Origin of the sequence: Streptomyces sp. So13.3, assembly GCF_005860785.2 — a bacterium.
Classification (GTDB): domain Bacteria; phylum Actinomycetota; class Actinomycetes; order Streptomycetales; family Streptomycetaceae; genus Actinacidiphila; species Actinacidiphila fildesensis.
This window is the reverse complement of record NZ_CP048835.1, coordinates 4,061,507-4,084,323: the sequence shown is the minus strand read 5'-3', so window position 1 is coordinate 4,084,323 and position 22,817 is coordinate 4,061,507. Positions and strand designations below refer to the sequence as shown.

The window sequence follows — 22,817 nt, the reverse complement described above, 5'->3', positions numbered from 1 at the left end:
CGCCGCCGCTCCCGACCCCGCCCCGGAGACCGTGACTACTACCGCCGCCAGTGCCTCCCACCACCTTTCACCGGCCTTCCCGGGCCGTGCCCCCTGGGGCACCGCCGGAAAGCTGCGCGCCTGGCAGCAGGGGGCGCTCGACGAGTACATGCGGCTGCAGCCGCGCGACTTCCTGGCCGTGGCGACGCCCGGCGCCGGGAAGACCACGTTCGCGCTGACGCTCGCCTCGTACCTGCTGCACAACCACCTGGTGCAGCAGATCACGGTGGTCGCGCCGACCGAGCACCTCAAGAAGCAGTGGGCGGAGGCGGCGGCGCGGATAGGGATCAGGCTCGATCCGGACTACAGCGCGGGCCCGGTCAGCAAGGAGTACCACGGCGTCGCGGTGACCTACGCGGGCGTCGGGGTGCGGCCGATGCTGCACCGCAACCGCTGCGAGCAGCGCAAGACCTTGGTGATCCTGGACGAGATCCACCACGCCGGTGACTCCAAGTCCTGGGGCGAGGCGTGCTCCGAGGCGTTCGACCCGGCGACCCGGCGGCTCGCGCTGACCGGTACGCCGTTCCGCTCGGACACCAACCCGATCCCGTTCGTGGCGTACGAGGAGGGCAACGACGGGATCCGCCGCAGCTCGGCCGACTACACCTACGGCTACGGGAACGCGCTCGCGGACGGTGTCGTCCGCCCGGTGATATTCCTCTCCTACAGCGGCAACATGCGCTGGCGCACCAAGGCCGGCGACGAGATCGCCGCGCGGCTCGGCGAGCCGATGACCAAGGACGCGATCGGCCAGGCCTGGCGCACCGCGCTGGCGCCGACCGGCGAGTGGATCCCCGCCGTGCTGAAGGCGGCCGACCAGCGGCTCACCGAGGTGCGCAGGAGCATCCCGGACGCGGGCGGGCTGGTGATCGCCACCGACCAGGAGTCCGCGCGCGCCTACGCGAAGATCCTCAAGGACATCAGCGGCCACAAGGTGACCGTCGTGCTCTCCGACGAGAAGGCCGCGTCCAAGCGCATCGATGCCTTCACGCACTCCGAGGACCGCTGGATGGTCGCGGTGCGCATGGTGTCCGAGGGCGTGGACGTGCCGCGGCTCGCGGTGGGCGTCTACGCGACGACGATCTCGACGCCGCTGTTCTTCGCGCAGGCGGTGGGCCGTTTCGTCCGGTCCCGCAGGCGTGGCGAGACCGCGTCCGTCTTCGTGCCGACCATCCCGATGCTGCTCGACTTCGCCAACGAGATGGAGGTCGAGCGGGACCACGTCCTGGACAAGCCCAAGAAGGCCGGCGACGAGGAGAATCCGTTCGCCGAGGAGGATCAGCTGCTGGCCGACGCCGAGAAGCTGGAGGACGAGGAGACCGAGGAGCAGCTGCCCTTCGAGGCGCTGGAGTCCGACGCCGTCTTCGACCGGGTGCTGTACGACGGCGCCGAGTTCGGCATGCAGGCGCACCCGGGGAGCGAGGAGGAGCAGGACTACCTCGGCATCCCGGGACTGCTGGAGCCCGACCAGGTGCAGATGCTGCTGCAGAAGCGGCAGACCCGGCAGATCGCGCACAGCCGGCAGAAGCCCGCGGACCAGGCCGACCTCATCGAGCTGCCGGCCGAGCGGCGCCCCATCGTCACGCACAAGCAGCTGCTGGAGTTGCGCAAGTCGCTGAACACGCTGGTGTCGGCGTACACCCACCAGAGCGGCAAGCCGCACGGCGTCATCCACAACGAGCTGCGCCGGGTGTGCGGTGGCCCGCCGAGCGCCGAGGCGACGGCCGGGCAGCTGAACGAGCGGATCAAGAAGGTCCGGGAGTGGGCCACGAAGATGCGCTGAGCGCCGCCGCGAACGGTCCCCGGAAGGCGCGCCTTCCGGGGACCGTTGTGCTCACCCGGCCGCTGTCACCAGGTGAAGGCCGACGACTGGGCCGTCGTCGCCGTGCAGTAGACCGTCGCCACGGTGGGCGACGAGGTCACGATCTTCAGTGACCAGTTGGTGGCGCTCGGAGTCCCGGTCAGCACCAGCGAATCGGTGGTGTTGCCGGTCGCGATGGTGCCTGAACTCAGCGACAGCGGGCCCAGGGTGATCGGGTTGCCGCCGGACATCGCCGGGTTGAGCTTCGCGGAGAACTGCACCTCACTGGTGACGCCGCCGGCGGTCTTGTTGACCTTCAGCGTCGTCGTGATGCTGTTCGGGTTGGCGCTGGAGCCGACCGGCATCGTGATCGCGGTGGAAGTGAGTTTGATCTTCTTGACGCCGCCGGTGTCGGTGGCTGTCAGGGTGCCCAGTCCGCTGCCCCACGTACCGCAGTTGTAGGTGGCGGTCGCGGTGCCCGGGGCAACGGCGAACGACGAGGTGGACAGGGCGAGGGTCGCCGTGACCGCCCCGACCGTGCCGAGAACGGCCAGGCCGACCAGTCTGGAACGTGCCATGTGGTTGGTGCTCCTTTCGGTGGATGGAGCGCCGGGCGCATGCCGAATTCAAGGTTTCCCAACCAAAGAAGTATCGCCAGGGCATTACGTCCGTCGCTGTTCCGCCGCCCCATCGACGGGGGCGTGCGGTGCCGGGCCCGGCATACTGAGTCGTAGTGAAACCATGATCTCCAGAACAGTCAACACATATGCGGGACAATTTTTCCGTGGCGTAAAGCGGAGGCTTCCGCAGTGTTTCCCGGTGATCGCTTCGAGTACTTCTCGACTTGTTCCTGAGATTGGCGGAGATCCCTTCCTTTGCTTCTCTTGACTTCTTCGGTCCTGGACCTCTCAATGTCCTGAATCATTCGACCGAGCCATCGCACTCCTGCCACTCCGGCTCCTCCCGGCGTCATGCCGTGCCGCCTCCGGTGAGGCCGGGGCGGTGGCCACCGTCACGAGGAGTCAGGTGTCCCGACAACGAAGATGCGTACCGCACCGGTTGGCCGCGGGCGCGGCCGGGCTCGTCCTGGTGCTGACCGGCGGGGGAGCGGCCCAGGCCCTGATCGTTTCGCCCTCGGGAACGGTCGGCCCGGTCGTGCACTGTGTGCTGCCGCTCGGTCAGGGTGAGGCCACCGGGCCGCAGGACATGACCGTCGAACTCAGCCCGTCCACCGTGCTCCCGGGCGGCAAGGTGCACGCCAAGGTCACGCTCGGGCCGGGCCCCGCCCTCAGCCCGATCTCCATCACCCAGGTGCCGACCACGCCCAACCTCGACCTGGCCCTGTCCGGCGGCGCCACCGGGACCGTCACCGTCACCGGCCCCGAGGTGCCGGTGGACGTCGAGGCCGGAAAGCCCACGGTCATCCCGCCGTTCGAGGGCGACTTCTTCGTCCCGCAGAACGCCTCGGGCCCGGTCGACTTCACCCCGCTGCGCAATCTGACCAGGACCAAGGTGCTCGGCGGGACCTACGAGACCCCCTGCGACGTGGTCAGCGGCAGCGGCAGCATCGGCACGGTCGACGTGCAGGGCTCCGGCGGCACGCCGGCCAGCCTTGTCGCGCCGACCGGGGCGGTCCGGCCCAACACCCCGGTCGCGCTGACCGGTTCCGACTGGACACCGGGCGGCACCGCCGTCCCCTCGCTGTGCTCCGCCGCCGGCACCGGCTGCGACCCGGCGAAGTTCTCCGCGAACACGCTGACCATCGGTTCCACCGGCGCGCTGGCCGGGACGGCGACCCTGGCCCCAGCCACCGACGTCCCGGACGGCGACTACCTGGTCAAGGTCAACGACGGCACGAAGGAGGCCACCGCGCCGCTGACGGTCAAGGCCGTGGCGGCGGGCGAGCGGGAGTTCACGCTGTCGAGCGGCAGCGGACCGGTCGGCAGCGTCATCACCATCACCGGCCGGAACTACCGGCCGGACCAGTGGATCAACATCGTCGGCCTCAACGCCGACGGCGCGACCCTGGACGACACCGCCGTCTATCCGCAGAGCACTCCGGACGGCACGTTCTCCACCGAGTTCACCGTCAGCGACCCCACCCTGGTCGCGGTCCAGGCGGACGAGGGCGGCGACCCGGCGACCGTCAGAACGCAGCCGTTCACCGTCACCACCGGCGGCGGAGGCGGCACCACCACCGGCAGTCAGACACTGCGGACCGCGGTGGTGCCGGGCCTGCTGTCGATGACCCAGGCGGGCGACACCGTCCAGTTCGGGTCGGTCCAGCTCGACGGTGACCCGCACACGTTGAACAGCGCGCTGAACAAGGTCACGGTGCACGACGCCCGCGGCGTCAACACGGGCTGGTCGCTGACCGGCACCATGACCGCCTTCACCAGCGGCTCCGGAGCCACCATCCCGGCCGACGCGGTCGGCTGGGTGCCGGTGTGCACGGCGCAGCCGGGCAGTGTCGGCACTCCCGTGGCGGGCTCGCCCGCGCAGCTGGGCAGCGCGGCCGCGACGTTGTGCGGTCTCGCGCCCGACGGGTCCCGCCAGTTCACCGGCGGGAACTTCGACGCCGACGCTGCTCTCACGCTCCAGGTCCCGGGGACGGCCCGGCCGGGCGACTACAGCGCGACGCTCACGCTGACGCTGTTGTGAACCGAGCTCCGAATTGATCGTTCCGCTGGACTTCCGGCCGGTATCCGCAGCTTCGGGTACCGGCCGGATGCCTATTCAGGAAACAAGATCTGACGCCTCATCAGGTACTTCTCCGGCGCCTATTGACTTATGAAGGTCGCACCCTCTCAATGTGCCGTGAATTAGCGGAATGACATCCCCCGATCTTGTTTCGAAGAATGGGAGTCACGTGTTCTTGCGACCAGGACCATTGGCACATCGATTGATGTCAGGATCTGCGGCACTCGCCCTCGCTCTGACCGGAGCCGGACTGGCTCTCGCACCGGCCGCCCACGCCGGGACGATCACTCCCACGGTGCACTGTTCGCTGCCGGCCGGCCAGGGTGAGGCGACCGGCCCGCAGACCATGACCGTCGACCTCACCCCCTCCGTCGTCGACCCCGGCGGCAGCGTGCACGCCAAGGTCACCCTCGGCGGGAGCCCGGCGACCAGCGGTATCGCGTTGAGCAATGTGCCGACCACCCCCAGCATCGACCTCGCCATGTCCGGCGGTGCCACGGGCACCGTCACCGTCCGCGGCCCCGAGATCACCATGGACATCCCCGCCAACACGCCGATTCTGATCCCGCCCTACGAGGGCGACTTCCTCATCCCGGTCAACGCCGCCGGACCGATCACGTTCAGCGTGGTCCGCACCCTGACCCAGACCAAGGTGCTCGGCGGTACCTACCAGACCCCCTGCGACGTCACCGCGAACGGCGGCAGCGTCGGCACGGTGACAGCCCAGGGCACCGCCGGCGTCCCGGCCACCCTCCACGCGCCCGCCACGCCCGTCCGCCCCAGCACCCCGGTGGCGCTCACCGGTGACCTGTGGACGCCCGGCGGCACCCCCGTCGCGTCGCTGTGCGACACCGCGGGCGGCGGCTGCGACCCGGCGAAGTTCGCCTCCAGCACCCTGGCGATCGGCGCCAACAAGCAGCTGACGGGCTCCGCGACGCTCTCCGACGCCAACTCGGTGCCGGACGGCAATTACCTCGTCAAGGTCAACGACGGGACCAAGGAGGCCACCGCGCCGCTGACGGTCAAGGCCTTCGTGCCCACCGGCCCACGGGCGTTCACGCTCTCGCGGAGCCAGGGCCCGGTCGGCAGCGTCATCACCGTCTCCGGCACCAACTACCGGCAGGACCAGTGGATCAACACCGTCGGCCTCGACGCCGACGGGCAGACCCTGGACGACACCGCGGTGTACGTGCAGACCACCGCCGACGGCACCTTCTCGGTGGACTTCACCGTCAGTGACCCGGCGCTGGCCGCCGTACGGACCGACGAGGCCGGCGACCCCGCCACCACGCTCACCCGGCCGTTCACCGTCGTGGCGGCCGCCGCCACGCTCGGCACGGGCACCGGCAAGGTCAAGCCCGGCGGGACCGTCACCGTCTCCGGAACCGGCTGGCCGGCCGGCACCGCCGCGACCGCCTCGCTGTGCAACGCCGACGGCACCGGCTGCGCCGCGAGCCGCATCGCCGCGAAGTCCCTGACGATCGCCGCCGACGGGACCCTGCACGGGACGGTCACCGTCGCGTCCTCGGTCGCCCCGGCCGCCTATCTGCTCAGGGTCGAGGCGGGCGGGGTCTCGCAGACCGGGGCCCTGACGGTGGCGAAGTACTTCATCGTCCTCAGCCCCTCCAGCGGCCCCACGGGCACCCAGGTGACCGTCGTCGGCCAGGGCTTCGCCCCGGTCTGCACGGTGGTGATCTCCGGGCTGAAGGCGAACGGGTCGCAGACCTCCGACATCCCCAGGACCAAGGTCGTCGGCCTCGACGGCGCGTTCTCCCAGACCTTCACGGTCAAGGACGCCGCCACGGTCGCCCTCCAGGTCAAGGAGGTGCTGGTCAATCCGCGGATCGCGATGGCCGTCTTCACCGTCGACGACAGCATCCCGCCGCCCTCCGCCGGCTTCGCGCTCTCCCCGGACTCCGGCCCGCTCGGCACCGTGGTCCAGGTCACAGGCCAGGGCTTCGCGCCGGTCGCCACGGTGGCGGTGACCGGACGCCGGGCGGACGGCTCGCAGACGTCCGACGGTTCCGTCCTCCGCGTCATCGGCCTGGACGGCAGCTACGCGCTCAACTTCACGGTGCACGACCCGACGACCGTCGCCCTCAAGGCCTGTGAGGTGCTCGTCGACGGCAGAACCGTGCAGCGCACCTTCACCGTGACCTGACGGGAGGGGTGCGGAGGAACGGAAGAACCGCAGGCGGCGCGGCCCCGGAACCGGGACCGCGCCGCCTTCGTCATAGGCCCGTGAGCTTAAAGAGCGGGTCAGGAGTTTTCCTCGGTGTGACCGCATTGTGGACGACCCCTTCCGCTCAGCGGTACTCGGTCGCTACCGTGCCCGTCACGCACGCGCCGTGGCAGAGCAGCCGCGGAGCGCAGCCGGTACCACCGCGACCGGCGGCCTCTCCGCGCGCTGCCGCGGGACCGGCAGTGCGTCCCGCCGTGAGATGAGCCGCCACTCATATGAGGAGGGGGCGTCGTGACCGCGGAGACATCTCAGACGCTCGACAGAGGACTGCGGGTCCTCAAGCTATTGGCCGACACCGACCACGGGCTCACCGTTACCGAGCTCGCCACCAAGCTGGGGGTCAACCGCACCGTCGTCTACCGCCTGCTGGCCACCCTGGAGCAGCACGCACTGGTACGGCGTGACCTCGGCGGGCGGGCCCGCGTCGGGCTCGGCGTGCTGGGGCTCGCCCACCAGGTGCATCCGCTGCTGCGGGAGGCGGCACTGCCGGCCCTGAGGTCACTCGCCGAGGACATCGGTGCCACCGCGCACCTGACCCTCGTCGACGGCAGCGAGGCGCTGGCCGTGGCGGTGGTCGAACCGACCTGGACCGACTACCACGTCGCCTACCGCACCGGTTTCCGGCATCCGCTGGACCGGGGCGCGGCGGGCCGGGCCATCCTGGCCGGCCGCGGCGTCCTGCCGCACGCACCCGGGCAGGAACAGAACGGCGCCGAGCCGGGGGAGGGGCGGACCGAGCCGGTCCGCTACGTCCTCACCCACGGCGAACTGGAGGCCGGCGCCAGCGGCGCCGCCGCCCCGCTCATCGGGGTGACCGGTATAGAGGGCAGCGTGGGCGTGGTGATGCTCGCCGAGGCGGTGCCCGAGCGGGTCGGCCCCAGGGTGGTGGAGGCGGCCACGGAGGTCGCCGACGCGCTGCGCTAGGCCACGGTCCGCCGCGTGGCGGACGGGGCACCCGGCCGGGGTGCCCCGCCCGTCACGGCGGTGGACTACATTCTCTGCATGCCCGCAGTCTCCCGCCGTGCCCGAGTCCTTGCCCTTTGCGCGATGCTGGTGGCAGCGCTGCTGGCCGTCGCGGCGCTCGCCCCGCTCCCGGTGTCGATCGTGGTGCCCGGGATGACGGCGGACGTGCTCGGCGCGGACAAGGGCCGTCAGGTGATCACCGTCACCGGCACTCCGACCCGGACCACCAGCGGGCAGCTGCGGATGACCACGATCGCCGCGACCCAGCCGGACGCGTCGGTCCACCTCCCCGATGTGCTCAGGGCCTGGTTCGCGACCGACCAGGCGGCGATGCCGCGCGGCGCGGTCTATCCCGGCGGCGGCTCGGTCCAGGAGATCGAGCAGCACAACGCACAGGAGATGACCGACTCGCAGGACGCGGCGACCGGGGCGGCGCTCAGGCACCTCGGGCTGTCCCCCGCGAAGGTCAAGGTCGAGCTGCACCTCGCGGACGTCGGCGGACCGAGCGCCGGGCTGATGTTCAGCCTCGGCATCATCGACAAGATCGACGGGAACGGCCGCGGTGGTGACCTGACCGGTGGCCGCACCGTCGCCGGTACCGGCACCATCACCGCCGACGGCAAGGTCGGCGCGGTCGGCGGCGTACCGCTGAAGGAGCGGGCCGCCAAGCGCGACGGCGCCACCGTCTTCCTGGTCCCCAAGGGCGAGTGCTCCGACGCCGCCGCCGAACTGCCCGCCGGGCTCCGGCTGGTGCCGGTCACCGACCTGGAAGGCGCCCTGGCGGCCCTGGCCGCGATCAACACCGGCGGCAGGGTCCCCAGCTGCTGACCTCCTGCTGACCCACGGATCCGTGGGTCGGGCCGCTCAGCCCTTCTTGATGAAGCCCTCCTGGATCATCCAGTCCTTGGCGACGTCGTGCGGGTCCTGGCCGTCCACGTCCACCAGCGCGTTCAGCTGCTGGGCGATCTGTGTCGTCAGCCGCTTGCTGATGGGGTCCAGCAGTCCGGCGATGGCCGGGTACTTGTGGAAGGTCTTGCTGTTGAGCTCGGGCGCCGCGTTGTAGTTCGGGAAGAAGTGCTTGTTGTCCGCCATCGTGTCCAGGTCCATGGCCTTGATCCGCCCGTCGGTGGTGAAGGCCTCACCGAGCAGGCAGGTGCCCTTGGCCACCTGGGTGTAGACGATGCCGGCGTCCATCTTCTGGATGTTGGAGGCCGGGATGTGCATCCCGTACGCCTTCTCCATGCCGAGCAGCCCGTCGTCCCGCGAGGCGAACTCGTTCTCCACGCACACGGTCACCGCCGAGGGGTCGGAGTTCGAGAGGGCGGCAACGTCGGAGAGCGTCTTGAGGTGGTACTTGGCGTTGTTCGCCTGGTTGATGGCGAGCGTGTACGTGTTGTCGAGGGAGGACGGCGGCAGCCAGGTGACGCCGTTCCTGACGTCCTCGTCGCGCACCGCCCGCCACTGCGCCAGCGGGTCGGTGATCGGCTTGTCGTGGCCGAGATAGGTGATCCAGGCGGTGCCGGTGTACTCGTACATCGCGTCCGCCTCACCGGACTTGATGGCCTCGCGGGCACCGATCGACCCCTGGATGTTGGTGCGGTCCAGCACCTCGGCGCCCGCAGCCTTGAAGGCCAGGCCGATCATCGAGCCGAGGATGATCTGCTCGCTGAAGTTCTTCGAGGTGACGATGAGCGAGGCGCCCTTGAGGGGCAGTCCCTGGCCGATGGAACCCGGGACCACGTCGTCCACCAGGGGGCTGCCGCTCTTGAGGCCGCAACCGCTGAGCGCGGCCGTCGCGACGAGCAGCCCGCAGCCCGCCGTCGCCAGGGTGCGTCCGTACCTCATGACCCCACCTCCAGGCCGCGCGGCCGCATCAGCTGTTCGGCGACCGAGGCGATCCAGTCCACGGCCAGCGCCAGCAGCACCGTCAGGATGGAGCCGAGCACCAGCACCGGCATCCGCTGGGTCTGGATGCCGGTGGTGATCAGGTCGCCGAGGCCGCCACCACCGCCGAAGGTGGCCAGCGTGGACGTGCCGACGTTGAGGACCAGCGCGGTGCGCACTCCGGCCAGGATCAGCGGTACGGCGAGCGGCAGTTCCACCTTGGACAGGACGCCGACCGCCGACATCCCGATGCCGCGCGCCGACTCGACGAGCGTCGGGTCGATGCTCCGCAGACCGGCCATGGTGTTGGACAGCACCGGCAGCACGGCGTAGGCCACCATGCCGATGATCGCGGTGCGCGGACCGATGCCCAGCCAGATGACGAGCAGCGCCAGCAGACCGATCGCCGGGGTCGCCTGGCCGATGTTGGCCAGCGCGGTGACGAACGGGGTGGCCTTGCGCAACTGCCGCCGGGTCAGCGCGATGCCGACCGGGATGGCGATGATCAGCACCCAGAACGTGGAGTACGCGGTGAGCTTGACGCTCTGCCAGAACCGCAGCTGGACGGTGTCGCCGGCCAGCGCGTTGTGCGCGATCGAGTCGAGGTCGGCGTTGCTGATCCACAGATAGGTGGCGCCCAGCGCGGCGCCCAGCACCAGCGGGGTGATCACCAGCTTGGGCCAGCGCAGCCGGCGCTCGGGCGCCTCGTGCGGCAGCGGACCGGTGCCCGTCCCGACGGCCCCGGCCACCCCGTCGTCCTCGGCCGCCTCCGGGTCGTCACGGAAGGCCCGCCCGCGCACCTCGTGCTCGCCCGGCGGGCGTTCGGGGCGGCGCGCGCTCATGCGTCCGCCCTCTTCGGTCCCTCCGGGGGAGCGGCCTCCGCACCCTCCTGCTCCAGCCGCGTCTGCTGCCTGCGCAGCTCCTCCAGCTCGTGCCGGTGCTCGATGGCGGTGAGCCGGTCGGCCTCCAGCATCTCGTGGACGGAGTTCATCAGCGTCTCCATGTCCACGACGCCGATGAACTCGCCGCGCCGGCCGGTCACCGCGACCCGGCCGCCGCTGTCGGTGAGCACCGCCTCCAGCGCGTCGCGCAGCGTCGCGTCCCGCGTCACCGTGTCGTGCACGAGGGTGCCGGCCCGCGCCAGGGACCCCTTGGCGCGCATCAGGTCGCCGCGCCGCAGCCACTTGTACGGGCGGCCGCGCTTGTCCAGCAGCAGCAGTTCGTTGGTGGTGGCGTCACGCAGCCGGTCGAAGATGGCCTGCAGCGGGTCGTCGACCGTCACGGTGGGGAACTCCGCGATCCCCACGTCCCGCACCCGGGTGAGGTTCAGCCGCTTGAGGGCCGCGCCCGCGCCGACGAAGCCGGAGACGAAGTCGTCCGTCGGGTTGGTGAGGATCGCCTCGGGGGTGTCGAACTGGGCGATGTGCGAGTGCTCGCGCAGCACCGCGATGCGGTCGCCGAGCTTGATGGCCTCGTCGAAGTCATGGGTGACGAAGACGATCGTCTTGTGCAGGTCGTGCTGCAGCCGGATCAGTTCGTCCTGCAGATGGTCGCGGGTGATCGGGTCGACGGCGCCGAACGGCTCGTCCATCAGCAGCACCGGCGGATCGGCCGCCAGGGCGCGCGCGACCCCGACCCGCTGCTGCTGCCCGCCGGACAGCTGGCGCGGGTAGCGGCCGTGGAACTCGCGCGGGTCCAGCCCCACCAGGTCGAGCATCTCCTCGACGCGGTCCTTCACCCGGGACTTCGACCAGCCCACCATCTTGGGGACCAGCGCCACGTTCTCGGCGACCGTCATGTGCGGGAAGAGCCCGGAGGACTGGATCGCGTAGCCGATCTTGCGGCGCAGTTTGACCGGGTCCATGTCGGTGACGTCCTCGTCGCCGATCCGGATCCGCCCCGAGGTCGGCTCGATCAGCCGGTTGATCATCTTCAGGGTGGTCGACTTGCCGCAGCCGGACGGGCCGACGAACACGACGGTCTCGCCCGCCTTGATCTCCATGCTGACGCTGTCCACCGCCGGTTCGGCGCTGCCGGGATAGCGCTTGGTCAGGTTCTCCAGCTGGATGGTGGCACCAGCCACCGAGGCGCCGGACGCCGGTGACCGATCGGACGGTTCAGACACGGATCCCCCTCGGGATGGTCATACGGCCCACGACGATGTACGCGGCGTCGAAGAGCAGCGCCAGGACGACGATGCCGAGCGTGCCGGCGAGCACCTGGTTGAGGGCGTTGGCACTGCCCAGTGACGCGATACCGCGGAAGATCTCGTTGCCGAGCCCGGGGCCGGACGCGTACGCGGCGATCGCCGCGATGCCCATCAGCATCTGCGTGGAGACGCGGATGCCGGTCAGGATCGGCGGCCAGGCCAGCGGCAGTTCCACCTTGGCCAGCCGGGCGAAGCGCGACATCCCGATGCCCTTGGCCGCGTCCACCAGTGTGGGGTCGACGCCGCGCAGCCCGACGATGGCGTTGCGCACGATCGGCAGCAGCCCGTACAGCGTCAGCGCGGTGACGGTCGGCGGGACGCCGAGGCCCAGCACCGGGATCAGCAGACCGATCAATGCCAGCGACGGGATGGTGAGGATGGTCGAGGTCGCGGTGACGGCCAGATTGCCCGCCCACTCGCTGCGGTACGTCAGGACGCCGAGCACGACGCCGATGACGGTGGCCAGCACCATGCACTGGAAGACGGCGCTGGCGTGCTGGAACGCGTCGGTCAGCAACTGCTGGTGCCGGTTGCCGAGGTAGCTCCAGAAACTCACCGTCCGGCTCCCTCCTGCTCGTACCGCGGGGTTCCGCCCGTCCCGTCACCTCACGGGCGGTCACGTCACGGGCGGTCCTCCGCTGCCTGTTCGACCAGCGGGATGATCCGGAGTGGCACCGGATTTTCCATGACGATCGCCGTGGAGGCCCGCATGATGCCATCAAAGCCCACAACCCGGTCGATCACCCGTTGAAGATCCGCGTTCGAACGGGCCACCAGCCGGCAGAGCATGTCGCCCTGGCCGGTCGTGGTGTGCAGCTCCAGCACCTCGGGCACGCCCGCCAAGTGGGCGCGGACGTCCACGCCTTGGCCCTGCTTGATCTCCAGCGTCGCGAAAGCCGTCACCGGATAGCCGAGCGCGGCCGGATCCACCTGCGGCCCGAACCCCCGGATCACCCCATTGGCCCGCAGCCGGTCCAGCCGGGCCTGCGCCGTCCCGCGGGCCACACCCAGCCGCCTGGACGCCTCCAGCATCCCGATTCTCGGCTCATCGGCGAGCAGCTTGATCAGCTGCCCGTCCAGCACATCGATCCCCATGACTACCGCCTCCGATGGTCAGACTGCACAGATTGACCCGTGATTCCGGCGCTTCACTGTGCTCATTGTCCAGTGAAATCGGCAACTATTGCGCACTCTGGTCCGCAGGGCGACGCTTTTGACATGACTGAGACGACTGAGACGCAGCAGACCGCCGAAGCCCAGCAGAAGGACCTGTTCCCGGTGAAGGGCATGGACGCCGTCGTCTTCGCCGTGGGCAACGCCAAGCAGGCCGCGCACTACTACTCGACCGCCTTCGGGATGAAGCGCGTCGCCTACTCCGGCCCGGAGAACGGCAGCCGCGAGACCGCGTCGTACGTGCTGGAGTCCGGCGGCGCCCGCTTCGTCTTCACCTCGGTCGTCAGGACCGCCAGCGAGCGCGGCAAGTTCCTCGAGGCGCATGTCGCCGAGCACGGCGACGGCGTCATCGACCTCGCCATCGAGGTACCGGACGCCCGCGCCGCCTACGCCTACGCAGTCGAGCACGGCGCCACAGGGCTGGAGGAGCCGCACGAGCTGACGGACGAGCACGGCACCGTCGTCCTCGCCGCGATCGCCACGTACGGCCAGACCCGCCACACCCTCGTCGACCGCTCCGGCTACACCGGCCCGTACCTGCCGGGCTACGCAGCCGCCGACCCGATCGTCGAGCCGGGTACCCGCCGCTTCCAGGCGATCGACCACTGCGTCGGCAACGTCGAGCTCGGCAAGATGAACGAGTGGGTGGCGTTCTACAACCGCGTCATGGGCTTCACCAACATGAAGGAGTTCGTGGGCGACGACATCGCCACCGAGTACTCCGCGCTCATGTCCAAGGTCGTCGCCGACGGCACCCGCAAGGTGAAGTTCCCGCTCAACGAGCCGGCCATCGCCAAGAAGAAGTCCCAGATCGACGAGTACCTGGAGTTCTACGGCGGCCCCGGCGTCCAGCACATCGCCCTCGCCACCAACGACATCGTCGCGACCGTGCGGGCCATGCGCGCCGCCGGCGTCGAGTTCCTCAACACCCCGGACTCGTACTACGACACCCTCGGCGAGTGGGCCGGCGAGACCCGCGTCCCCGTCGAGACCCTCCGTGAGCTGAAGATCCTGGTCGACCGCGACGAGGACGGCTACCTGCTGCAGATCTTCACCAAGCCGGTCCAGGACCGGCCGACCGTCTTCTTCGAGATGATCGAGCGGCACGGCTCCATGGGCTTCGGCAAGGGCAACTTCAAGGCCCTCTTCGAGGCGATCGAGCGCGAGCAGGAGCTGCGCGGCAACCTCTGAGCGATACGGGTACGCCGACGGGCCGTGCCGGGGCGGCAGAGCTTCCCCGGCCACGGCCCGGGTGCCAGTCTGGAACCATGCGCGAACTGATCGAACGACTGCACGAGGGACTGCCGGCGGAGGCGGTCCTCACGGACCGGGACGTCACCGCCTCGTACGCCCATGACATGGCGAGCTTCTCCGAGGCGGGCACTCCGGCGGTGGTGGTGCTGCCCCGCACCGTCGAGCAGGTGCAGCACGTGATGCGCACCGCGACCGCGCTGCGGGTGCCTGTGGTCCCGCAGGGCGCGCGCACCGGTCTGTCGGGTGCGGCGAACGCGTCGGACGGCTGCATCGTGCTGTCGCTGGTCAAGATGGACCGGATCCTGGAGATCGACCCGGTCGACCGGGTCGCCGTCGTGGAACCCGGTGTCGTCAACGCCGTGCTGTCGCGCGCGGTCGCCGAGCAGGGCCTGTACTACCCGCCCGATCCGTCGAGCTGGGAGCAGTGCACCATCGGCGGCAACATCGGCACCGGAGCCGGCGGGCTGTGCTGTGTGAAGTACGGCGTCACCGCCGAGTACGTGCTGGGACTGGAGGTCGTGCTCGCCGACGGCCGTCTGCTGAACACCGGCCGCCGCACCGCCAAGGGCGTCGCGGGCTACGACCTGACCCGGCTCTTCGTCGGCGCCGAGGGCACGCTGGGCATCGTCGTGCGGGCGGTGCTCGCGCTGCGGCCCGCCCCGCCGCGGCAGCTCGTCCTCGCGGCGGAATTCCCGTCCGCGGCGGCAGCGTGCGCCGCGGTCTGCGAGATCATGGCCCGCGGCCACGCCCCCTCGCTGCTGGAACTGATGGACACCACCACCATCCGGGCGGTCAACGACCTGGCCCACATGGGGCTGCCGGAGACCACCGAAGCGCTGCTGCTGGCCGCGTTCGACACTCCCGACCCCGCCGCGGACCTCGCGGCGGTCGGTGAGCTCTGCACGGCCGCCGGCGCCACGCAGGTCGTCCCGGCGGAGGACGCCGCCGAGTCCGAGCTGCTGCTGCAGGCCCGCCGGATGGCCCTCGTCGCCCTGGAACGGGTCGGCACGGCGACGATGATCGACGACGTGTGCGTGCCGCGCACCAAGCTCGCACCGATGATCGAGGGCGTCGCCGCCATCGCACAGAAGTACGAGCTGACCATCGGCCTGTGCGCGCACGCGGGCGACGGCAACACCCACCCCATCGTCTGCTTCGACGGAGCGGACGAGGACGAATCGGCGCGCGCCCGTGAGTCCTTCGACGAGATCATGGCGCTGGGCCTGGCCCTCGGCGGGACGATCACCGGCGAGCACGGTGTCGGCCTGCTGAAGAAGGACTGGCTGGCCCGGGAACTCGGCCCGGTGGGCGTGGAGTTGCAGCGCGGCGTACGACAGGTCTTCGACCCGCTCGGCCTGCTCAACCCGGGCAAGCTCTTCTGAACCCCCGCGTTCCCCCGCGCCCTCACCCCTCGGGCGACTCGTCCGTCACCGTCCATGGATCGCGCAGCCACAACTCGTCCCGGGTCGTCGGGGCCAGCAGCTCGTTCAGCCCGTCGTCCATGCCGAGCTGCTCGTGCTCGGTCCCCGGCGGCACGGCGCGCAGGGTGCGCTCCAGCCAGGACGCCACCGGCGAGGACGGCGCCTCCAGCAGCGCGTTGCCGTCCGGGGAGCTCAGCGCCATACAGATCACGCTGCGCCCGTTGACCTTCGTCGGCCAGATGCGCACGTCCCCGTGCCCGCACGGCCGGAACACCCCTTCCACCAGCAGTTCGCGGGCGAACGTCCAGTTCACCGGGGCGTCCGAGCCCACATGGAAGGTGATGTGCACAGCAAAGGGATCATCTGTGCGATAGGCCAGCCGGGCCGGTACCGGAATGCTGCGCTCCGGCGACAGCACCAGGTTCAGTTCCAGTTCGCGTTCCACCACGGTCTGCATCAGGTCGTCGTCCTTTCCTTGGCGGGCGGCCCCTTGCGGTGTTGCGCAGCGGGTGCTGCGCGGGGCCCGCACCAGGAGAGAGCGCATACAACCCCAACCATTACGCGACTTCTCCGAATCGCGGTGAAAATTACGGAAGGCCCCGCGCGGGTCCCTCCCACCCGGTAAGGGTGTGTGGTGTGCGGTACCGCGGACCCGGCGGGTCCGCCTGTCTGGTAGATGTGGTCATTGCACTCCCCTGGCCGAATAGATACGGACCTCACGAACCATGAGCTCACCCTCCACTGGCTCCTCCGGTTCCTCCGGTTCCCCCGTTCCGGGGTACTACCCGGATCCGTCGATCCCGGGCTACATCCGGTACTGGAACGGAGCCGCCTGGGTGCCGGGCACCAGCCGTCCCGCACCGCGGCCCGGCGAGGAGCTCGCCCCGCCGCCGGGGCAGGACGCCGGCGGCCGGGGAACGCCCGGCCCGCCGGCCCCCGCGCCGGCCTCCGGCGGCGGTACGGGCATGCCCGCCGTCGAGGAGTCGGGCGTCATGTTCTTCGACGAGGACCCGGTGCGGACCGCGGAACCGGCGGCGTCCGACGGGCGTGGCGCGGCCGCCGCCCCCGTCTGGTCGGCGACGCCGGCCGTCGAGCCGCCCCGCACCACCTGGGGCGCCGCGGAGCCGCAACCGCGTCCCGAGCGGGCTGCCCCGGACGCCAACCTGCCCGCCACGCGCGGCGCGTCGGCCGGCACTCCTGCGACCGGCACTCCGGCCACCGGTACCCCCGCCGCCGGGACCCCGTGGGGCACCCCGCCGCGGCAGCCGCAGCCGCAGCCGCAGACACCGGAACATCCGCATCCGCATCCGCAGCCGCAGCCGCAGCCGCACATGCCGCGACAGTCGCAACAGCCGCAGACCCCGCAGCAGTCGCAGCCCGCCGCGGGCGAGGGCACGGACGGGCGGCGCGCCGGTTCCGCGCCCCTCGCCCAGGCCGCGCCCGCGCCCTGGGCGCAGCAGGTGCACGAACTCGCCCGGCAGGGCCCCGGCGGGGCGGGTCCCGGCGCGGGTCCCGGTGCCGGGACGGGCGGTGGCACGGCCGGCGGCGTCGTCGCCGTGCCGGGCCAGCAGGGTGAGCCGGCGGGTGTGGTGCCGTGGCGGCCGCCGGTGAACGACCCGTTCGCGTCGATGGTGCAGGAGCAGGGCCGCCCGGCCGGGCTCGGCCGGCGCCTCGCCGCCCGGCTGCTCGACACGATCGTCGTCCTCGCGGTCACCGGTGTGGCGGCGGTACCGCTCGGCACGGCCGCCTACCGCCACCTCAAGGACAAGGTGGACGAGGCGCGGCAGACCGGTGAGACCGTCACGGTCTGGCTGATCGACGGCACCACCGGCGTCCAGCTGGCCATCGTGCTCGGCGTCGCCCTCGTCGCCGGGCTGCTGTACGAGGTGCTGCCCACCGCCAAGTGGGGCCGGACGCTGGGCAAGAAGCTGTTCGGGCTGCGGGTGGTCGACATCGAGTCGCAGCTCGCCCCCGGCTTCGGACCCTCGCTGCGCCGCTGGCTGACGCACACCGTCCTCGACGCGCTCGTCGTCGGCGTCGTCGGCCTGGTGTGGTGCATGGTCGACCGCCCCTGGCGGCAGTGCTGGCACGACAAGGCGGCCCGTACGTTCGTCGCCCGGCAGTAGCGGGCGGCGCTGACGGTCCGTTCGGGGTACCCCGAACGGATCTTGCCGGAAGGCGCGTCCGCTTCCTACGGGTTTCACTCGGTTCATGAGTACCGACCAGCCGTCGCCCGGATCTCCTGACGATCCTTTCGCCAAGCCCCCCCAGGACAGTGGCCCCGGTACGCCCGGCGGCTCGCCCTACGGTCAGCAGCCGCCTTCCTACCCGCCGCCGCAGGACGGGGGCGGCAACGACCCGTACAGCGGCAACCCGTACGGCAATCCGCCGCCCGGTGGTCCCCCGCCCGGCGGCGGCGCACCGCCGCCCTACGGCGGCGACCCCTACGGCGGCGACCCCTACGGCGGTGGCACGCCCGACCCACTGGCCGGCATGCCGCCGCTCGGCGACGTCGGCAAGCGGCTGCTCGCGAGGATCATCGACTTCATCCTCATCTCCATCCCGGTCGGCCTGCTCGACTGGGCCTTCGGCACCTTCCAGACCGACACGGACGACATCAACTACGGCCGGTCGCTGCTGGGGTCCTGTGTGGCCGCGGTCCTCTACATCGGCTACGAGTGGTGGATGACCAGGGCGACCGGCCAGACCCTGGGCAAGAAGTGGCTGGGCGTGCGCATCGCCATGCTGGACAACGGCACCGTCCCCACGTCGTCGGCCGCGCTGATCCGCGCCTGTGTGTTCTGGCTGCCGACACTGTTCTGCTGCCCGTGCCTGTGGATCGTGCTCATCGGGATCCTGCTGCTGCTCGACAAGCCGTACCGCCAGGGTCTGCACGACAAGGCGGCGAAAACCGTCGTCGTCACCGCGTGACGGTCCGCCCCGGCGGACCCGGCCGGCCCCGTCGTCGTACCGGTCCCGCCGTCAGCACACGACGGCGGCCCCGGAGCAACCGCTCCGGGGCCGCCGCCCGCCGCTCAACGCCGCAGCGAGTGCTCGCTGACGCGGGACTGGCCGGAACTGTGCACCCGTGGGCGGGGGACCGTCGCGGGCGCGGTACGGAAGGTCGTACGGCCGCGGGCCTTGGCGCGGGCGGTCAGCGGGATCGTGGTCGTCACCGCGACCAGCACGCCGAGCAGCAGCCCGGCCGCCGCGATGATGACGACGCTGGGTCCGGAATGAGCCTCGGACAGCAGCAGCATCGCAAGAGTGGACAGGACAACGGTCGCGGAACCGTATGCGAGTTGCGCGGGGGTAGGACGCGGCATGGCGGGATCCGTCCTCGAATACGTCGGTTAAGTCGCAGTGTCGGAAGGGGCGGTGGACATCTTCATGCGTGGGCGCCGGCAACTGACTCTACGGATCGGCATGCCCCATGGGAACGGTTGGTAAGCGTGACCTAACCCACGGTGGGGGAGCACAGGGGGGCGCACGGAATCTCGACCCGGTCCACCCGTCTCAACTGGCAGACGGTCCACCTGGGTTGATGTCCGTTATCCGGACCTAAAAAGCCGGTCAACGTACTGGTCTGCCATGAGCAAGTCAAGACCTGTCTTTTCTTCCGGCACTTGGATGCAATGGCATCTCCCAAGGGGAGGTCAAGACATCTTGAAGAATCTTCGCAGCAACATCAGACCCGCCACCCTCGCGGTGGCGCTCATCGCACTCGGTGCGATGGCGATGCCCGCGACCTTGGCCGCAGCCGCTCCCGCGGCGGGCAACGAGGCGCAGGCGAGCCACGATCCGATGCAGGCGCCGACCGGCAAGGCGCCGGCCGGCACCAAGGCCAAGGTCGACGACGACCGTCTCGGCCCGCTCGGGCGCGAGCAGGCGGTACGCCGGCAGGACGCCCTGCAGAAGGTGATCGCGGGGGACCTCACGGTCCAGGACAGTGGCCGCTCCAAGGTCGCCAAACTCAGCGCGGGCAAGTACGTCGAGCTGAGCCGCGAGAAGACCGACAAGATCTTCGTGATCCTCGCCGAGTTCGGCGACAAGGTCGACCCGCAGTACGGCGGCACCGTCGGACCGCTGCACAACCAGATAGCGGAACCCGACCGTTCCACGGACAACAGCACCGCCTGGCGGAAGGACTACAACGCGCAGTCCTTCCAGGACCTCTACTTCTCCCACGACCCCAAGAAGGAGTCGGTGGCGAAGTACTACGAGAAGCAGTCCTCCGGCCGCTACTCGGTCAACGGCGAGGTCTCCGACTGGGTCAAGGTCGACTACAACGAGGCCCGTTACGGCAACAACAAGTGCGGCGCCACCAACTGCGCCACCGTCGAGGACCTGGTCCGCGACGGCACCGCGCAGTGGGCCGCGGACCAGAAGGCCAAGGGCCGCACCGCCGCGCAGATCAAGACGGACCTCGCCCAGTACGACCAGTGGGACCGTTACGACTTCGACCACGACGGCAACTTCAACGAGCCCGACGGTTACATCGACCACTTCCAGATCGTGCACGCGGGCGAGGACGAGTCCGCGGGCGGCGGCGTCCAGGGCACCGACGCGCTGTGGGCCCACCGCGGTTACGCCTACCAGGGTGACGAGGGCTTCACCGGCCCGGCCGGCAACCAGCTCGGCGGCACCCCGATCGGCGACACCGGCATCTGGGTCGGCGACTACACGATGCAGCCGGAGAACGGCGGCCTGGGCGTCTACGCCCACGAGTACGGCCACGACCTCGGCCTGCCCGACCTGTACGACACCACGTACATCGGCGAGAACGGCACCGCCTTCTGGTCGCTGATGTCGTCCGGCTCCTGGCTCTCCAACGGCACCACCGACATCGGCTCGCTGCCCGGTGACATGGACGCCTGGGACAAGATGCAGCTCGGCTGGCTGAAGTACGACACCGCCAAGGCCGCCAAGCTCTCGACGCACAAGCTCGGCGTCGCCGAGTACAACACGAAGGACCCGCAGGGTCTGGTCGTGACGCTGCCGTCGAAGAGCGTCACCACGGCGATCACCACGCCCTTCGCGGGCACCAAGCAGTGGTGGAGCGGCGCCGGCAACGACCTGCGCAACACCCTGACCCGCCACGTCGACCTCACCGGCAAGACGTCCGCGGCCCTGTCCTTCAAGGGCTGGTACGACGCCGAGGACGGCTACGACTACCTCTACACCGAGGTGTCCACCAACGGCGGCGTCAACTGGGCCCCGATCGACGGCACCATCGACGGCCAGCCCATCACCCGCAACGGCAGCGGCCGTCCGGCCATGACCGGCACCACGGGTGGCTACAAGGACATGAACTACCCGCTCGACGCCTTCGCCGGCCAGCAGATCGAGCTGCGCTTCCGCTACCGCACCGACGGTGGCGTCGCGCAGAAGGGCTTCGCGGCCGACAACCTGACGATCACCGCCGACGGCGCCGCCGTCTTCACCGACGGTGCCGAGGGTGACGACAACGGCTGGACCGCGAACGGCTTCAGCCGCTCCGAGGCGTCCTTCACCAAGTCGTACCCGCAGTACTACATCGCGGAGAACCGCCAGTACGTCAGCTACGACAAGGTCCTGAAGACCGGTCCTTACAACTTCGGGTTCGGCGCCGCCGCCCCGAAGAAGGTCGAGCACTACGCGTACCAGAACGGCCTGCTGATCTGGCTCTGGGACACCTCGCAGCTGGACAACAACGTCGGCGAGCACCCCGGCCACGGCCAGATCCTGCCGATCGACGCCCACGCCAAGCCCGACGCCTGGTCCGACGGCGCGCTGTTCCGCAACAAGATCCAGTCCGCGGACTCCACCTTCGGCTGGTACCCGACCGACGCCCTCACCGCGCACAAGAACGGTGTCGCCACGACGATCAAGTCCAAGCCGGGCGTCCCGGTCTTCGACGACCGTCACGGCACGTACTGGTACGACACCAACCCGTACGCGAGTGTCCAGGTGCCGAACACGAATACCCGCATTTCGATCCTGTTCGACTCCCCGAACGGACAGAACACGATCGTCGCGGTCAGCCCTGCGGGTCGCTGACCTGCGTTGATCCAGTGTTCGGCCCACGCCCTCTGGTGGGCGGGGGCCGATCACCGGATTATGTGGGCATGGCAGTCGGTGGATTCACCAAGCTTCCCAACGGCAACGTCGTCGTCGCTCTCAAGCTGCCCCACCCGGGCGGCGCGGAGGACAGCGTCCGCGTCATCGTGCACGCCCAGAACCGCCAGCGGGCGCTCACCCGGCTCCGGAATCTCGGCTTCCGGGCGGCCCGGCTCAGCGGCAACACCGAACCGCCGACGCCCGACGAGGTCACCGCCGTCCTGCACCACCCGGACGGCCTCGTCTGGCGGCACTCCGCGTCCGGCTCGGAAGAGCTCTGGCAGCCCTTCCGGGCCACCCACCGCCGCGCGGGCTGAGCGGGCGGGCGGTCCCGGCTTCTCCGGCCTCCCGACCCGCTCAGGGCCGCTCAGAGCCGTCCGGGCCCCTCTGCACCGCCCTCAGGCCCCGACCGCCGGCTTGCCCGTCAGCCGGACGCCCGCGGCCAGCAGCTCGGCCAGCGCGCTCTCCGTGGTCGCCGGGGCGACACCCGCCGTCAGGTCCAGCAGCACCTGCGTGACGAAGCCCTCCCGGGCCGCGTCCAGGGCCGTGGCGCGCACGCAGTGGTCGGTGGCGATCCCGACCACGTCCACCTCGGTGACGGCCCGCTCCCGCAGCCACTCGGTGAGCCCCATGCCGTTCTCGTCCAGGCCCTCGAAGCCGCTGTAGGCGGCCGAGTACGCGCCCTTGTCGAAGACCGCGTCCACGGCGCCGGAGGCGACCGCCGGCGCGAAGTTCGGATGGAACCCGACGCCCTCGGTGCCCGCCACACAGTGCACGGGCCAGGACGTCACGAAGTCCGGCCGGTCCGAGAAGTGGTCCCCCGGGTCGACGTGGTGGTCACGGGTGGCCACCACATGGCGGTAGCAGGCAGTGGCCTGCCCGACGAGATCGGTGATCGCGGCGGCCACGTCCGAGCCGCCGGCGACCGCGAGGCTGCCGCCCTCGCAGAAATCGTTCTGGACGTCCACGACGATCAGTGCGCGGTGCATTCGCGGTCCTCTTCGGTCGGCTGACCGCCGTGCGGGGACAGGC

At 70.5% G+C, this 22,817-nt stretch carries 20 protein-coding genes; 11 read left to right on the top strand and 9 right to left on the bottom strand.

All coding sequences use genetic code 11. The features are described 5' to 3' along the window. The first annotated feature begins 31 nt into the window (after positions 1 to 31). Complete coding sequence (locus tag C8250_RS18435; protein WP_138356625.1) at positions 32 to 1,822, top strand: DEAD/DEAH box helicase; 1,791 nt, start codon at positions 32 to 34, stop codon at positions 1,820 to 1,822. Between the two features lie 65 nt (positions 1,823 to 1,887). Here C8250_RS18435 and C8250_RS18430 read toward each other — a convergent pair whose 3' ends face one another. Continuing rightward, positions 1,888 to 2,418, bottom strand: coding sequence for a hypothetical protein (locus C8250_RS18430; RefSeq protein WP_138356577.1), 531 nt, complete (start codon positions 2,416 to 2,418; stop codon positions 1,888 to 1,890). Between the two features lie 448 nt (positions 2,419 to 2,866). Here C8250_RS18430 and C8250_RS18425 point away from each other — a divergent pair, with 448 nt between their 5' ends. From C8250_RS18425 to C8250_RS18410, 4 genes are all read left to right on the top strand, one after another. After that, positions 2,867 to 4,501 (top strand): hypothetical protein, encoded by a 1,635-nt coding sequence (locus C8250_RS18425; RefSeq protein ID WP_138356578.1) that lies wholly within the window; start codon positions 2,867 to 2,869, stop codon positions 4,499 to 4,501. 244 nt (positions 4,502 to 4,745) lie between these two features. Further along, a complete protein-coding gene (locus C8250_RS18420) occupies positions 4,746 to 6,701 on the top strand; it encodes a hypothetical protein (protein ID WP_138356579.1) in 1,956 nt (651 codons plus the stop codon). A gap of 312 nt (positions 6,702 to 7,013) precedes the next feature. Next, positions 7,014 to 7,706: a helix-turn-helix domain-containing protein gene (locus C8250_RS18415; RefSeq protein ID WP_138356580.1), complete on the top strand. Its 693-nt coding sequence runs from the start codon at positions 7,014 to 7,016 to the stop codon at positions 7,704 to 7,706. A gap of 78 nt (positions 7,707 to 7,784) precedes the next feature. Beyond that, positions 7,785 to 8,573 carry a S16 family serine protease gene (locus C8250_RS18410; RefSeq protein WP_138356581.1) on the top strand — a complete coding sequence of 263 codons (789 nt, stop codon included), beginning with the start codon at positions 7,785 to 7,787 and terminating at the stop codon, positions 8,571 to 8,573. A 36-nt stretch (positions 8,574 to 8,609) separates the two neighbouring features. Here the strand turns inward: C8250_RS18410 and C8250_RS18405 are convergent, their stop codons facing one another. The 5 genes from C8250_RS18405 to C8250_RS18385 form a co-directional block, all read right to left on the bottom strand. Continuing rightward, positions 8,610 to 9,590 carry a glycine betaine ABC transporter substrate-binding protein gene (locus tag C8250_RS18405; RefSeq protein WP_138356582.1) on the bottom strand — a complete coding sequence of 327 codons (981 nt, stop codon included), beginning with the start codon at positions 9,588 to 9,590 and terminating at the stop codon, positions 8,610 to 8,612. Then, positions 9,587 to 10,471: an ABC transporter permease subunit gene (locus tag C8250_RS18400; RefSeq protein WP_138356583.1), complete on the bottom strand. Its 885-nt coding sequence runs from the start codon at positions 10,469 to 10,471 to the stop codon at positions 9,587 to 9,589. The genes C8250_RS18405 and C8250_RS18400 overlap by 4 nt, the downstream gene beginning before the upstream one ends. After that, positions 10,468 to 11,754 (bottom strand): betaine/proline/choline family ABC transporter ATP-binding protein, encoded by a 1,287-nt coding sequence (locus tag C8250_RS18395; protein WP_138356584.1) that lies wholly within the window; start codon positions 11,752 to 11,754, stop codon positions 10,468 to 10,470. Before C8250_RS18395 ends, C8250_RS18400 begins: the two co-directional genes overlap by 4 nt. Beyond that, a complete protein-coding gene (locus tag C8250_RS18390) occupies positions 11,747 to 12,394 on the bottom strand; it encodes an ABC transporter permease (RefSeq protein WP_138356585.1) in 648 nt (215 codons plus the stop codon). The genes C8250_RS18395 and C8250_RS18390 overlap by 8 nt, the downstream gene beginning before the upstream one ends. Before the next feature lie 65 nt (positions 12,395 to 12,459). Further along, entirely contained in the window at positions 12,460 to 12,933 is a 474-nt protein-coding gene (locus tag C8250_RS18385; protein WP_138356586.1) for an Lrp/AsnC family transcriptional regulator, read from the bottom strand. Positions 12,934 to 13,056: 123 nt separating this feature from the next. On the opposite strand from C8250_RS18385, the gene hppD reads away from it, so the two are divergent. Both hppD and C8250_RS18375 read left to right on the top strand, forming a co-directional pair. Beyond that, entirely contained in the window at positions 13,057 to 14,202 is a 1,146-nt protein-coding gene (hppD, locus tag C8250_RS18380) for a 4-hydroxyphenylpyruvate dioxygenase (protein WP_138356587.1), read from the top strand. A gap of 77 nt (positions 14,203 to 14,279) precedes the next feature. Then, positions 14,280 to 15,647, top strand: a complete 1,368-nt coding sequence (locus tag C8250_RS18375; RefSeq protein WP_138356588.1) for an FAD-linked oxidase C-terminal domain-containing protein — start codon at positions 14,280 to 14,282, stop codon at positions 15,645 to 15,647. A 22-nt stretch (positions 15,648 to 15,669) separates the two neighbouring features. On the opposite strand, the gene C8250_RS18370 is transcribed toward C8250_RS18375, so the two are convergent. Beyond that, on the bottom strand, positions 15,670 to 16,143 hold the full coding sequence (locus C8250_RS18370; RefSeq protein WP_187145292.1) for an SsgA family sporulation/cell division regulator: 474 nt from the start codon (positions 16,141 to 16,143) through the stop codon (positions 15,670 to 15,672). A 268-nt stretch (positions 16,144 to 16,411) separates the two neighbouring features. Here C8250_RS18370 and C8250_RS18365 point away from each other — a divergent pair, with 268 nt between their 5' ends. Next, a complete protein-coding gene (locus C8250_RS18365; protein WP_138356589.1) occupies positions 16,412 to 17,812 on the top strand; it encodes an RDD family protein in 1,401 nt (466 codons plus the stop codon). Between the two features lie 85 nt (positions 17,813 to 17,897). Continuing rightward, positions 17,898 to 18,617 carry an RDD family protein gene (locus C8250_RS18360; protein ID WP_138356590.1) on the top strand — a complete coding sequence of 240 codons (720 nt, stop codon included), beginning with the start codon at positions 17,898 to 17,900 and terminating at the stop codon, positions 18,615 to 18,617. 104 nt (positions 18,618 to 18,721) lie between these two features. On the opposite strand, the gene C8250_RS18355 is transcribed toward C8250_RS18360, so the two are convergent. Further along, positions 18,722 to 19,012 (bottom strand): hypothetical protein, encoded by a 291-nt coding sequence (locus C8250_RS18355; protein WP_138356591.1) that lies wholly within the window; start codon positions 19,010 to 19,012, stop codon positions 18,722 to 18,724. Positions 19,013 to 19,418: 406 nt separating this feature from the next. Here C8250_RS18355 and C8250_RS18350 point away from each other — a divergent pair, with 406 nt between their 5' ends. Together C8250_RS18350 and C8250_RS18345 are read left to right on the top strand one after the other, a co-directional pair. Continuing rightward, complete coding sequence (locus C8250_RS18350) at positions 19,419 to 21,725, top strand: immune inhibitor A domain-containing protein (protein ID WP_138356627.1); 2,307 nt, start codon at positions 19,419 to 19,421, stop codon at positions 21,723 to 21,725. A 68-nt stretch (positions 21,726 to 21,793) separates the two neighbouring features. After that, positions 21,794 to 22,102 (top strand): hypothetical protein, encoded by a 309-nt coding sequence (locus C8250_RS18345; RefSeq protein ID WP_138356592.1) that lies wholly within the window; start codon positions 21,794 to 21,796, stop codon positions 22,100 to 22,102. An 81-nt stretch (positions 22,103 to 22,183) separates the two neighbouring features. On the opposite strand, the gene C8250_RS18340 is transcribed toward C8250_RS18345, so the two are convergent. Then, on the bottom strand, positions 22,184 to 22,774 hold the full coding sequence (locus C8250_RS18340; protein WP_138356593.1) for an isochorismatase family protein: 591 nt from the start codon (positions 22,772 to 22,774) through the stop codon (positions 22,184 to 22,186). Between the last annotated feature and the right edge of the window lie 43 nt (positions 22,775 to 22,817).